This window comes from Paenibacillus sp. Soil724D2, assembly GCF_001427935.1.
GTDB lineage: Bacteria > Bacillota > Bacilli > Paenibacillales > NBRC-103111 > Paenibacillus_E.
Genome location: NZ_LMRY01000023.1, coordinates 2,501 through 15,881 on the forward strand (window position 1 = coordinate 2,501; position 13,381 = coordinate 15,881).

At 43.1% G+C, this 13,381-nt stretch carries 13 protein-coding genes (1 of these 13 only partly in view); 6 read left to right on the top strand and 7 right to left on the bottom strand.

The annotated features are described in order from the left end of the window. Nucleotides 1-1,187: the 5' portion of an S-layer homology domain-containing protein gene (locus ASG85_RS19235; protein WP_060647512.1), read on the bottom strand. 235 nt of this gene lie to the left of the window's left edge; only the first 1,187 of its 1,422 coding nucleotides appear in the window; its start codon is at nucleotides 1,185-1,187; its stop codon lies beyond the left edge, outside the window. A gap of 220 nt (nucleotides 1,188-1,407) precedes the next feature. On the opposite strand from ASG85_RS19235, the gene ASG85_RS19240 reads away from it, so the two are divergent. The 4 genes from ASG85_RS19240 to ASG85_RS19255 all read left to right on the top strand — a co-directional run bounded on the left by ASG85_RS19240 (nucleotide 1,408) and on the right by ASG85_RS19255 (nucleotide 6,013). Continuing rightward, on the top strand, nucleotides 1,408-3,063 hold the full coding sequence (locus ASG85_RS19240) for an FAD-dependent oxidoreductase (RefSeq protein WP_235550177.1): 1,656 nt from the start codon (nucleotides 1,408-1,410) through the stop codon (nucleotides 3,061-3,063). Between the two features lie 181 nt (nucleotides 3,064-3,244). Next, entirely contained in the window at nucleotides 3,245-4,021 is a 777-nt protein-coding gene (locus ASG85_RS19245; protein WP_057307482.1) for a DeoR/GlpR family DNA-binding transcription regulator, read from the top strand. Then, complete coding sequence (locus tag ASG85_RS19250) at nucleotides 4,014-4,838, top strand: HAD family hydrolase (protein ID WP_060647513.1); 825 nt, start codon at nucleotides 4,014-4,016, stop codon at nucleotides 4,836-4,838. Before ASG85_RS19245 ends, ASG85_RS19250 begins: the two co-directional genes overlap by 8 nt. Further along, complete coding sequence (locus ASG85_RS19255) at nucleotides 4,835-6,013, top strand: MFS transporter (RefSeq protein WP_057307484.1); 1,179 nt, start codon at nucleotides 4,835-4,837, stop codon at nucleotides 6,011-6,013. Before ASG85_RS19250 ends, ASG85_RS19255 begins: the two co-directional genes overlap by 4 nt. Before the next feature lie 44 nt (nucleotides 6,014-6,057). Here ASG85_RS19255 and ASG85_RS19260 read toward each other — a convergent pair whose 3' ends face one another. From ASG85_RS19260 to ASG85_RS19275, 4 genes are all read right to left on the bottom strand, one after another. After that, nucleotides 6,058-6,603 carry a hypothetical protein gene (locus ASG85_RS19260; RefSeq protein ID WP_060647514.1) on the bottom strand — a complete coding sequence of 182 codons (546 nt, stop codon included), beginning with the start codon at nucleotides 6,601-6,603 and terminating at the stop codon, nucleotides 6,058-6,060. A gap of 46 nt (nucleotides 6,604-6,649) precedes the next feature. Then, nucleotides 6,650-8,080 carry a DEAD/DEAH box helicase gene (locus ASG85_RS19265; protein ID WP_060647515.1) on the bottom strand — a complete coding sequence of 477 codons (1,431 nt, stop codon included), beginning with the start codon at nucleotides 8,078-8,080 and terminating at the stop codon, nucleotides 6,650-6,652. Between the two features lie 111 nt (nucleotides 8,081-8,191). Next, nucleotides 8,192-8,713 (bottom strand): RNA polymerase sigma factor, encoded by a 522-nt coding sequence (locus tag ASG85_RS19270; RefSeq protein ID WP_268795945.1) that lies wholly within the window; start codon nucleotides 8,711-8,713, stop codon nucleotides 8,192-8,194. Between the two features lie 150 nt (nucleotides 8,714-8,863). Further along, nucleotides 8,864-9,697, bottom strand: coding sequence for an alpha/beta hydrolase family protein (locus tag ASG85_RS19275; protein WP_060647516.1), 834 nt, complete (start codon nucleotides 9,695-9,697; stop codon nucleotides 8,864-8,866). An 83-nt stretch (nucleotides 9,698-9,780) separates the two neighbouring features. On the opposite strand from ASG85_RS19275, the gene ASG85_RS19280 reads away from it, so the two are divergent. Continuing rightward, nucleotides 9,781-10,038, top strand: coding sequence for a DUF2573 family protein (locus ASG85_RS19280; RefSeq protein WP_057307489.1), 258 nt, complete (start codon nucleotides 9,781-9,783; stop codon nucleotides 10,036-10,038). A 55-nt stretch (nucleotides 10,039-10,093) separates the two neighbouring features. Here ASG85_RS19280 and ASG85_RS19285 read toward each other — a convergent pair whose 3' ends face one another. Beyond that, complete coding sequence (locus ASG85_RS19285; RefSeq protein ID WP_060647517.1) at nucleotides 10,094-10,870, bottom strand: SDR family NAD(P)-dependent oxidoreductase; 777 nt, start codon at nucleotides 10,868-10,870, stop codon at nucleotides 10,094-10,096. 93 nt (nucleotides 10,871-10,963) lie between these two features. Next, nucleotides 10,964-11,422 (bottom strand): chemotaxis protein CheX, encoded by a 459-nt coding sequence (locus ASG85_RS19290; protein ID WP_057307491.1) that lies wholly within the window; start codon nucleotides 11,420-11,422, stop codon nucleotides 10,964-10,966. A gap of 285 nt (nucleotides 11,423-11,707) precedes the next feature. Between ASG85_RS19290 and ASG85_RS19295 the strand changes: the two genes are divergently transcribed. Further along, entirely contained in the window at nucleotides 11,708-13,372 is a 1,665-nt protein-coding gene (locus ASG85_RS19295) for an ATP-binding protein (RefSeq protein ID WP_156390270.1), read from the top strand. Nucleotides 13,373-13,381 lie beyond the last annotated feature (9 nt).

Genomic DNA, 13,381 nt, shown 5'->3' on the forward strand with positions numbered 1-13,381 from the left:
ACTTGAATAGTAACTTGGTTACCGGAAGTTGTGATATTGACTACATCGCCAACTTGAAGCAAGGCAGCAGGTACCTGTACACCACCACGATAAATAACTACATTAGCGCTAAGTGTATATGGAGTTGTTGTTCCTGCTGAATTCGTCAAAGTCAACACATTATTGTTGTTGTAAACTGCAGCACTAATCGTCCCGCTTGTAACGTTATTTTGTTGAGCCATTTTCGTTACTTCAATATAATTAACAATATTATTAAAACCATCAACTTTAACTTCATCGCCTACTTGCAGTTGAGCAGGGCTTACTTGTACACCATTACGTAGTATGAATACATTTGGGTGAAGCGTGTACGGAGTAGATACGCCATTTTTAGTAAGCGTTAGAACGTTATTAGCAACTACGGCGTTCACAGTTCCAGTGCTGACACTTTGATCTTCGTCAGGTAATTGGTTGCCTGCACGATCCAATAAAGCAGCCAATTGAGCGCGTGTTACGTTTTGATTTGGTTTAAATGTGTTATCCTCAAACCCATCAATCAGACCTTTTTCGATCGCTACAGCTACATAACCTACAGAACCAGCCGGGATTTTGTTCGCATCTTTAAATTGAAGGTTTGTATTCATTTTCGCTTTTGCTTCAGCTTCCAATTTCAAAGATTTGACCAAGAGTGTAGTCGCCCACAGACGGTCTGCAGGTTGATTCGGTTTAACGGAATCTTCACTTTCAGAGAACAAATCATTTTCAAGAGCTACAGCTACATAACCTACAGCCCATGCAGGAATTTGATTCGCATCTTTAAAGTTCAGCTTCGTTTGCATTTCAGCAGCAGATTCTGCTTGTTCACGTAATCCCATATTACGAACGGCTGCTACAATTGCTTGAATGCGGGGAACCGCAATGTCAGGTTTAAATGATCCATCTTCAAATCCTTCAAATACGCGTTTGGAAGATAAACTTGCTATGTAACGCAATGCCCATTTCGCGCCTTCCATATCGTTGAAGTTCAGATTAATATTGATGTTCGTATTAACTTTATTATTGTTGTTGCTTTTGTTTTCATATTTAAAATCTTTCTTATCATCACGGTCATGATCATTGCCTTTAGCGAACGCCGCAGCTCCGCCCCCCATTACCATTGTAAGTACAAGACCTGTTGCTACTGCTTTTTTCATTAAGTTCTTCTTCATTGTCAAGTTCCCTCTCCCTTATTCAAATAGTTAGTATTATAAAGTTGTGTGGAGCCTTCGCGAAGGGTTCCTGGTTATGCTACAAGAATTCGCCCATCCGAATATCTTTTGGGGGGTGACATCAAAATCTTTTATATCAACCTATTTTCTGAGTCTATTAAATCCACTATGAAACTGCTAAACTTAAACCATATCAGACTATCACTAAAGGAGTTTACACATGCGTTTAAGGAATCCACGAGTTCAACTTATTGTCGCTTTAACCGTTCTGCTTATTGTTCTGTCCGCAATTTCTTATAGCAAGGTTTGGCACAAGCAAGGTAACTTGGAATCAGAAGCTGTTTCTGCGCCACCCATCACGCATCCAGACACTCCAATTGTTAGCGAAGCACCCACAGCAGCTGTTGTCGCACCAAATAATGAGAGCGCTAATATGTATCCTACTGAACACATCGATGTCGTTGTGATCGGCAGCGAGCTTGAAGGTCTTTACCTTGCCAGAGCTGCAGCAGATGAAGGCTTGAAAGTTAAAGTACTGGATCCTCATAAAGCTTTTGGAGGTCAGATTCTCCAAAGTCAAATGCTATTTCTCGATGAAACCCGTGACGATCAAGGTCATTTACTTGTACAAGGCCGTGTCAAAGAATTATTCGACGGTTTCCGAAATGCCAAAATTCGTAAGCTTCCTGAATTCACTACATATATGAATAAATTAATAAAAGATATTCCTTTGGAATCTGGCATTGTCATTAATGAAATTGAACAAACGAATACACCTGATCATATGCACAAAATCGCTTCTATTGTTTACAGTACGGAACAAAATGAAAAGAAGAAAATTACAGCTTCCTATTGGGTCGACAACAGTGACTATGCAGCATTAATCAGTCGATTGGATGCCAAGCGATTGCCAGGTCTTGAGAAGTTCTATGGTCAAAAAGAAATCGAGTATATGAGTGCTGGCATGATGATGAAGTTCAAAAATGTCGACTGGAAAAAGTTTAATACCGCATTTAATCTATTAAAACCGGAAGAGAAATCGAAACAATTCGGTGGCGGTTATGTAAGTGATAGCTTCGCTATTGGGCTAAGCGGAATGACTAAAGCCTACCATCCTTCTAATGATCGAGTCTTTCTAAGAGGGTTGAATGCGGTACATCAAAGGGATGGGGAAGTACTAATTAATGCCCTTCTTGTTTATACAGTAGATCCTTCTAAGCCTGAATCCATCCAAGAGGCTGTTAGCCTAGGTAATAAAGAAACTCCGCTGATTCTCAATCACTTCCGTAAAACGTTACCGGGTTGGGAACATGCTGAATTAGGCGAATTTCCTTCTTATCCCTATGTCCGAGAATATAATCACTATGAAATGGACTATGTTTTAAAACCATCTGATCTCCTTTCAGGCACGATGTTCTGGGATAATGTCAGTATTGGTGGGTATCCGCTTGATTTGCAGGGCACAAGTGCTAACAAGTGGGGTATTGAAATGGGACGTCCGGATAAATACGGCATGCCGCTGCGCAGCTTTTTGCTAAAAAATTATGATAATGTCATCGCGGCCGGAAAAAATGTAGGTTCCTCGGCTATCGCCTATGGAAGCACAAGAATTCAACCGAACACGAGTCTAGCCGCAGAATCTATCGGAGTTATATTAGGTCAACTACATGGTAAGCAAAAGCTCAGGGAAATAAAGCCTGATGAAATGACCAAACTCCAACAGTACTTAGCTTACCACTATCAAATCAAGCTTACGGGTGTAGTAGGTACGAATAAAATTACCGGGTGGAACGAAGAAGAAATTAGAAAGCTCGACTCCGGAGAAATTACATATCCTAGTTATATTAAAACCAGAAAAAAACCTGCAGTTAAATAATCATATAAATAGATCAGAAAACCGTGTATTCGTTCCTTGAACGAGTATACGGTTTTTGTTATGAAATCAAAGCAGAAATTTCTCGCAAACAAAATAGTTGAAAGAATGCATATTCAGCATTATAATAAGCTATATACTTATAATCACTTATAATCACTTAAGTGAAAGGAGCGAAATCCCCTTGTTTCAAGAAGAAAGACTTATCTCGATCGTCGAATACTTAAAATCAAATAAGCGAATTACCGTTGACCTTATTTGTGAGCTCTACGATGTTTCGAGGGACACAGCTAGACGTGACATGGTTAAGCTTGAAGAGCAAGGGACTATCGTTCGAACGCGCGGCGGTGCCATCCTCCCTACCCTTTCCAAAGAAGTTGGAGATTATGATCAAAGGCTGCAAGCAGAGTCTTCCTCGAAGCTAACGATTGGCAGGACAGCTGCGGCACTCGTTCAAGACGGCGATTATATCATGATGGATGCCTCGACCACAGTCCTTCATGCAGCCACCGCTCTAAGCTCTAAACAGAATATCGTCGTGACAAGTTCAATCGAAATTGCTGCTATTCTCACTCGTAAAGATGAAACGACGATCCATATTCTTGGCGGTGTGCTGGATAACAAGCACCATAGCGTATACGGAGCGAAAGCGATCGAAATGTTAAATGACTACCATGTCGATAAACTGCTCATCGGGACCTGCGGAATTACAGAAGAAGGGCTGTCTGCTCCAAACGAAGAGGATTGTTATCTGGTGAGAGCCATGATGCAGCATGCGGACCAAGTTATTGTACTAGCGGATCATTCCAAATTCGGAAAGCGATTGTTTCATCGCGTAGTAGGATTCGAGAGTATTGACATCCTCGTAACGGATCAAGCATTAACCCCTGAGATGAAAGAGAAATTACTTGCATGTGATGTGGAAATTGTATTAGCAGGAGGAGAAGAACAAGATGATTAAACTTATCGTAAGTGATTTGGACGGCACATTACTTGATCACAGTAAAAAAGTCAGCTCAAGAGAATTGGCTGCATTAAAGAAAGTCAAAGAAGCCGGTATTAGACTATGTTTGGCATCAGGAAGAATGAACATTGAAATGCAACAAGTATTGGCGGAAATTGGTCATCGCGCCTATTCAGTATCGCAAAATGGCGCATTCATCCACTTAGACGATGGTACGTTCATGAAGTCTCAGCTTTTTCAACCTGATTTGGCTTATCAAGTGTACCAGTTACTTAAGGATTTTGATCTCGTTAAGCTTGTTTGCTCGGGCGAAGCGAATTTTATCACGCATTTGACTCCTGCTTCCGATGAGGTGCAATCCCGAACATTCCAACCTTTTATCGTAAAAGAAGATGTGGAGCAGTCTTTGAAAGGTGACTTTGCTGTTTGTAAGTTCTCGATGTTTGGAAAAATTGAAACTCTCTTAGAGCTTAAAGCTCTTATGGAGGAAAAGCTTGGAGATCAGCTGGAGATGTTCATCTCTGACAAAGATTGTCTTGATATTATGCCTCTCGCTGTTTCAAAGGGCAGCTCACTGCTTGTTCTTATTGAACAATTGGGCTTGCAGCCAGAAGAGATCGCCTGTTTCGGGGATTCTTTCAACGATGTATCGATGTTCGGCATCACTCCTCATAGTTTTGCTATGCAAGGTGCTCATCCAGATGTCAAACAAAAGGCGTTGTACCATGTTGATTCTGTTGCAGAAGCCATTGGTCATGTATTTGCTTATAACGAGAACTATGCTGCTCAGCAAAAAGGAAGCCCTATCTTATGAAAAGACTATTAATTATGGCCTGCTTGTCTTACCTTTTAACAGGCTGTACCCACGTTATATTCGGAGCTGTATTGCCCGAGTTACTCTCCCATTACGGAAGAAGTTACAGTGACGGGGGGCTACTTGTTTTCATGGAATTCGGCGGTTTCCTTCTAGGTGTACTATGTATGCCTTATCTCATTCGTCGGATCAGTCGTAGAAGTACCATAACGACGGCTTTTGGTCTTCTCTTCTTAGCTATGATCACTATCGTTCTACTGCCCCCATGGCCCATTGCGGTTTGTCTGTCATTCATAGCCGGGGTTGCTTTCGGACTCGTTGAATCCAGCATCAGTACCTTCGTTTTAATTGCAGCAAAAGATCAACAAGCGATTGCTTTCAGCAAGCTTGAGGTTTTCTTTGGTCTTGGAGCATTATTCATGCCTATAGTGTCAAGTATCTTGATTGCTAATGGGTTATGGAAATACGGATTTATGCTGTTGGGATTAAGTGCGCTCACTGCGTGTATTGTCTGGTCGAAGCTTTCCTTAGGCGAGCATGACGAGCTGTTAGCTCATAAAGCGGATCGCTCGCAGCAGACAGAGAAACCCCCTGTACTCACTAAGAGCTCCTTGACGTTTCTTTGCTTACTCATGATTGTTTTCTTCTTATATGTAGGAATGGAAAACACCATCGTTAATTTCTTACCCTCGATCTTTACCGATCAATTACATGCTTCCAGCTCCGTTTCATCGCTTGCCGTAACAGCCTATTGGCTAGCCATGGTTGTAGGCCGACTGTTCGCAGGTGTTGCAGCAGAGAAAATGACTTATTTCCGTTACTTGGCGGTCTCTTTTGCAGGCAGTCTGCTCACCGTACTTATTTGGGTGTTTAGCACGAATCTATGGAGCAGCTTCGCCGTTGTACTATTACTTGGATTATTCATGTCCGGTATGTTTGCAGTAGCTCTCATTTATGCGAATCAACTGCTTCCAGGGCGTACGGAGCAAACAACGAGTACGCTTATCGCAGCAGGCGGATTAGGAGGTTCTATTCTTCCCTTAGGTGTCGGTTGGGGGATGGACCGTTTTGATGTGGGTGTGTCGATTTGGTTTGTACTGATTGGCATGTGCGTCGTGTTAGGTATCATTTTATATTCTCGGAGATGGAATGTTCAGACCACAAAGTCTGTATAAGTTAAAAAAAAGCTGAAATCCTTCGTGGATTCAGCTTTTTTATGTTATCGCAACGGCTTTAATTGGATGATGATGGCTTTTTCCTCGAACCGTATGTTCTTTACACCAATCAGTTTGGGCAAGTGATCTTCAATAGGGAGTTCAAAAGGCGCAAGTTGAACCCATTCACTTGGGACTTGCATGCCTTTAACACTCGTATTTCTATGTTGAACGACTAAATTCGGCGGGTTCCAAGCAAGGGTGAACATCATTTGTACACCGATGGGTATCTTCTCCCGCCACCTCACATTCACGTCAGCCACAAGGTTTGAACCTTGCAGTGTAAGCTTCGCCCCTTCAATTCGAAAACCGTTAGGCAGAACCTGATGTGCAGCTAGCTGCTTCTTTACCAAATCATTAATGTCTTGTTCCGTTAGCTGTACCTCAAGCTTCCGATTCTTGACGATGTCTGCGATCTTACTGCTGATCGTGACTTCTTTATAATCTAGGTTTAATGTTTCAGTTGGTTTAACATGCCGAACGGCGATCACCAACGCAGCCGTAAGGATGATGACTACAGCTATGGCGAAAATGACTATTTTTTTCAGCACGTTTCACACCCCGCAGATCAATTTGTTGTTGCCCTCGTAGACAGGGCTACTCTTTGTTCTGCTGCTTTTCTTTGAGCCAGCGAGGAGCGCCCTTGCTCTTGCGATCTCGCTCGCGTTGGGCTTTACTCACAGCCTTGCCACCGGCGGCCGTGTTCGCCTGCGCCGCCGGCTTCGCCGGGGCAGCGCTGCTCTGGCCGCGCGCGTCAGACGCCGCGGCACTAGTGCGCACCGCGCCCGCAGGCGCGGCAGCATCCCGCGCGCCTGCGAAGCTGCGTGCAGGTGCTGCGCCGCTCGGGCGCGCAGCTTCGCGGCGGCTGCGCATCGTCGCCGCACTGCGGTCCTGGGCCGGGTCGACGAGCCGGCCTTCGAACATCGCCTTCGGCGCGATCGTGATGCCAAGCTGCTTCTCGAATTTCTCGAGAATGAACTGCTCCTTCGGCGTCACGATAGAAATGGTCGTGCCCTCGCGGCCCATCCGACCGGTCCTACCTACGCGGTGGAGATAATACTCCGCGTTGGTCGCAGGATCCAAGTGGAAGACGTGGGTCACGTCTTCAATATCAAGACCTCTTGCGGCAACGTCCGTTGCGAGCAGCAATTGAAATTTCCCATCCCGGAAATTCCCCATCACTCTGGCCCGATCTTGTTTACTAGCTTCTCCATACAAGGCTTCAACAGATAATCCAACGTATTGGAGTTTGCCCACCACTTGGGCAATATCGTCCGTTACGTTGATAAACACGATAGCTGATGTAGGCTTAATCAGACGCACAAGTCTTCTTAGCGTATCAATCTTTTCACGTTCTTGACACACCACATACATATGTTCCAATGTTTCGGCTGTGCGTTGATTCGGATTGATTTTGATAATCACAGGATCTTTGAGCCATCTCCCAGCAGCTTGTTCAGTGCTTTGCGGGATCGTCGCGGAAACAAATACCATCTGACTGGATTTAAGCATTCCTTTAAGGACTGCTTCAACATCCTGCATAGAACCTAGCTCGAACACTTGGTCCACTTCATCAACAATACCCATTTTCACATGATGCAAAGTTAACTTCTTTATTTTCATAAGTTCAAGCAAGCGACCCGGCGTACCAACAACTATATGAGGGTGAAGTCGAAGCTTTTCTACTTGTCTAACAATGGCTGCTCCGCCGATAAGAGATTGAGACCGAATCGGTCCACCATCAGTGAACTTCTCAATTTCCTGCATAATTTGCATGCCAAGCTCCCTGGTGGGAACAACTACAAGAACCTGCAGTTGTTTTTGCGTAGGGTCGATTCGTTCCAATGCTGGAAGCAAATACGCTAAAGTTTTACCTGTACCCGTTTGAGACTGAATGATGGCATCTTTCCCTTGCTTTAAAACTGGGATACCTTCAGCTTGAATCGGTGTTGGCTCACCAATCCCTAATTCTTGCAATTTATCTAAATAGGACTGCGCGATCTGCAGTTGTTCAAAGCTTGTACTCAATTTACGAAAACCCCTTTTCTCATCCAATCTAATGTCCCTATTATATGCCACGCCGTAAAACGATACAAATCGACAACCACTAAAAGCAGAAATAAGAGTCCTTAAGGACTCTTATCCGCCGGATCCCCACTCTTCAAACAGTCTCTGCTTAATCACATCACGTGCCCGGAATAAGCGTTGTCGAACGACGCCCTCCGTTACACCAAGCTCATTAGCCATATCTTTATAAGATAAATTATGGATCCATTTCATCGCAATAATTTGTCTGTAGGAGGGGCTAAGCTGATTGATGTAAGTGATAATAGCCTCACGCATTAGCTTTAGCTCAACTTCTTGATCCAGTGGGACCAAATATTCAGATGTTGGTGCAGCTTCCTTGATACAGAGCTTGAGTTCAGCTTCCAGCTCATCCCGGTTGCGCTTGTGCTTACGAAGATGATTGAGTGTAACATTCCGAGTTAACTTCTTAACCCAGCTTTCATATTTATCAATTTCAGTCAACAAAGGCGCTTTACGAACAGCCCTTAGAAATGACTCCTGAATAATGTCTTCCACCGCCGCATGATCCCTCAATATGAAGTAAATCATGGGATATACGAGGAGATAGAACTCCTGATATATCTGCTCCTGCACGCTCTTATCTAATGTATAAAAATCACTGCTGAATATAAGTCTCAGAGACTTCGAATTAAACGCCCCCTAGCCTACCAGGTAGAACCTACTTGTTGTGTTCCTACCTTATTTTAGGTCATAAATCGGGAGTAAACAATAATAATAATTAATTTAAGTGGAAATGACTTCCTGCATACTTCGTTTAAGCTTCTCATCAAGCCATGTAAATACGTCATCCAGAGCCTTTTCGTCGTCTTTCCGAGGAAAACGGTGTTCAAGTCCTGTATATAATGCCATCGTATAATCTTTGCCGGCTTGATCCAGAGCGTTAGCCAGTTTTCTTGCATGTCCAATGTCAACTTGTGAATCATTTGTTCCATGGATGATATAGATGGGCGAGTTAATTTCATTTACCCAATAGGCTGGCGACCGATCGAGGTAAGCCTCAACTTGTTTCTTCGGATGTCCGACAACCCGTTTCAGCATCCGCCGCAAATCCACACGCTGCTCATAGGTATCCAACATATCACTTACACCTCCCCATACGACAACAGGACCAACCCCACTGCACTCTCGGGCTGCTCGCATGGCCATAACAGCACCTCTGGAAAATCCAATCAATGGTATGGGACCTGGCAATACTTCCTCTAAAGATTGCACCATTGGAATGGCATGAAACAAATCAAACCTGTCTTCCCCGCCAAAGTCCTCACGTCCTTCACCGCCTTCATTCCCCCGATAATAGGGAGCAAAGACGACATAGCCGCGTTTAGCCATCGATATAATTCTTCGTTTACGAACCATCCCAACACGCTTAATGCCACCTCGGCAATAAATGACAGCAGGTCGCGGAGTTGTTCCATCTGGAACGGCTAGAAGGCCTTTCACTTTTAGGCCTTGACTAACATAAGTAAGGATATAAAGCGATATATGCTTCACGAAGCAGCGAATTTGCTCTTTTCCTAACAGTTGACCATCATGGATTTCATCTAGTGCTATGGACATAGGTTCCCCCTATTTTGACAGCTGTTATATCATCATATAAACTAAACGTACTCCACCTATTTTCCATCCGAGGGGATGAAACTATGAATACAGATTTTGAGAACGAATTTAATTCCTTAGTGTTCAAAACAGCTGAACTCATCACGGGTGATACTTCACCTGAAATGCTTGAGAAAATTAAGATTTGGGCATTTTTTAATCATGTTCATAAGTCGCTGCCGGCCTTAACCTCCCACTGGAATCAAACGCATCCAGAAGGCAAAGCCGAAGTACGTCGCATTTTCGAAGAAATTCGAGATTTGAACCAGGCTTTACAAGCGAAAAAGCCAGAACAGACTTAGATCGATAATTGATGAAAGAAAAAAAGCGGAATCCCGATCAATAACTGGGAGCCGCTTATTTTTTATTTAAAATGCCTGATGCCAACCGATCGAACATTCGCGGGAATAGATGAAATAATTTGATTCCTAGTCCAGCCACAAAAGGAAGATCTTTCTCAGGAATATTTTTTTCTATCGCATGTATAAGTTCTTTAACGACTTTCTCTGGTTTAAGCATAAACCAAGCCACATTTTTGACATAGTTACCGCTCGGGTCTGCTTTATCAAAGAAAGGTGTTGAGATGGGTCCCGGGTTAATCGCTGTAATAGAGATCCCAGATCTTATAAGCTCCTGGCGCAAACTGTTCGTGAAGCCTAGTACTGCATGCTTAGTCGCGGAATAACCCGTGGATTTGGCCGATCCGATCTTACCCGCCATAGAAGCCACGTTCACGATATGACCGCTCCTGGCCTTCAACATATATGGCAATACTGCTTGGGTACATCGGACTAATCCCATGTAATTTACATTCATCATTTCTTCAAAATGAGCAAGCGGCGCCTCCGCAAACGACTCAAATATCCCGTACCCCGCGTTATTTATCAAAATATCAATACGGCCAAATTTGGCTATAATCTGTTCCACAACATGATTAACCTGCTCCGTATTCGTTACATCCATCTCATAAACGGCATGCTGCCCTTGCAAGCCCAAAGCAATTTCTTTAAGTTTATTTGTACTGCGTGCAGTTAATATAGGAATGGCTCCTTTAGCTGCAAATTGCTGTGCCATAACGGCTCCAATGCCGCTCGAAGCTCCTGTAATCAATACAATTTTATTCGAAATGTTCAAGCTTACCTTCTCCTTATTGCGTTATAAAAAAATGGAGATACCGCTTCAGCAGCACTCCAATTCATTTTAGCATATGTACCTATATTAGGTCTCTTATGTGATTAAAACTTGAATGTCCAGCTCGCCAATGTTATCCATAATCAAAGGAATGGTCAATGCTCTCTTCGGCACAAATCCTGCAGCCGTCGCAGATTGAACAATTTTCGGCGGTGTAATATCCACCCTGACCCCTTGATTGAAGAGCATCGTGCTTGCATTTCCACTAATCATATTACCCAGCTCAGAGATGGCGCTCTTACCCATTTCATCCATTTCTGTAATAACAAATCCACCCATCATGGCAGAAACCATTTTCAAAGCAACATCCTCAGCTAAGCCGAAAACAATATCGCCTTCCATCTGCCCGGTCATCCCGATTTGGATCCAGATATACTTTTCCACAAATTTGACGTCTTTGACGCCGAGCTGCCCCGTTGTTGGGCGAATGTTAGCAACTTGCTCGATGACAATTCTAGCCGACTCCAAAAAGGGATTAATGTACTCAGCCTTCATAGCTCCGCTCCGATCTCATTTGTGAATAAGTTCCACAGAAAAACGACCTTTTTCAACATTATACCTAAAAAATTAGGACAAGTATACTGTCTTTTTCGATAAAATAGTTCCTACTACTCAGATACACAAACTCGTCCTGCCTTCATACTTAAATTGTCGAACAACGATGCAATTGTTCATGAACAGAGGAAAACACAACATGAATATGGAAGAATATATATATTCGTGTCGAATCCTGATAATTTTACAGGGGAAAATTCCTTAAAAGGGGCGCTGAAAGTCTTTATGTTTAAACAGCATATTTCTGCTCGAAATTGGAATTTATATCAACTTGCACTTGTTTATCATATTACTGCTATATTTTTGATCGGAACAAATTTCTACTTTATACATCCTCTTGCTTTTGTGCATGATAATCAATTGGTTGGCCTGCTTATCGATGTCATCCTATTCGGCTTGATTCTCGGATTAGCTTTATTTGGTGTTAGTGTCGTTAAAAAAAGAGAATCTTCCATTAACGAAACCGCGAAGCGGTATAAATCACTTTATGATAATCATCCTGATTCTATTATCTCGTTTAGCTTGGACGGCGAGGTATTGTCGGCTAATCATGGTTTGGAAAGTCTTCTTGGACTTGCTCGTGAGACCACGATGTTAACTTCCTTCATTCCTATGATCAATCCACCCGATCTGCTTAAAGCGTTGCATCATTTTCAAGTGGCATCAGCCGGGATGCCGCAAAATTTCGAGGCTGCTTTTCTTCATCAGAAAGGATACCCTATCCAATCCAATGTAACGTTCGTCCCGACGATGGTAGACGGCAGTATTGTTGGGGTCTTCGCCATTCTTAAAGATTTGACTGAAGTCAAGGAACAGAAGAAGGTCATTGATAAGCTATATAAGCAAAATCAACTCATCCTGAATTCCGTTTCGGAAGGTATTTACGGGATTGATATGAGCGGTCGCACAATTTTCTGGAATAAGGCCGCCGAGGCTATAACCGGATGGAAAGTAGATGAAATGCTGGGCCGACAAATTCATAATCTCATTCGACCAGTTAAGAGCGATGGTTCACTATACCCACCTGAGGAAAGTCCTATTTTGAACATGATTCTGAATCATGAAGTATCTGATATGCAAGAGGATATGTTCTGGAAAAAAGACGAAACCACCTTCCCCGTTATGTACATGTCCAGTCCTATGCTGGAGGGAAAAGGTCAACTTCTAGGTACAGTTATTACTTTCAAGGATATTACCGAGTTGAAAAAGACGCAAGAGCTGCTAATCAAATCAGACAAGCTGTCTGCTGTCGGGCAGTTGGCTGCTGGCGTTGCGCATGAAATCCGTAATCCGCTAACGGCATTGAAGGGATTCTTACAGCTGCTCAAGACGAATAATGCCAAAGAGAAATATTATATAGAAATCATGCAAAATGAACTAAAGCGTATAGAATTTATTGTGAATGAGTTCTTGTTTGTTTCCAAACCGCAGGCGACACATTTCGCAACTCAAACCTTGGATTGCATTGTCACAAGCACAATTGAACTCCTTCAACCTCAAGCACTGCTCGGAAATATTCAGATTGAAGCAGAACTTATGCCAGATCTGCCACCTGTCTCCTGTGATGAGCATCAGCTTAAGCAGGTTTTCATCAATATTATGAAAAATGCGTTGGAAGCTATGGCGCAAGGTGGTACAATGCGTATTCAAGCTCTACAGGAAAAAAACTCAAACTACATAACCATACGTTTCATCGATGAAGGTTGCGGCATTGCACCAGAACGGCTGCCCAAGCTTGGCGAACCGTTTTATAGTACGAAGGAAAAAGGAACTGGACTTGGTCTTATGGTCTGTTTCCGAATTATCGAAGCACATGGCGGCTTTATGGAAGTTCGCAGTAAATTAGAAGAAGGAACGACGGTAGAAATCACACTTCCTTCCACGCAATAAACAGATGAA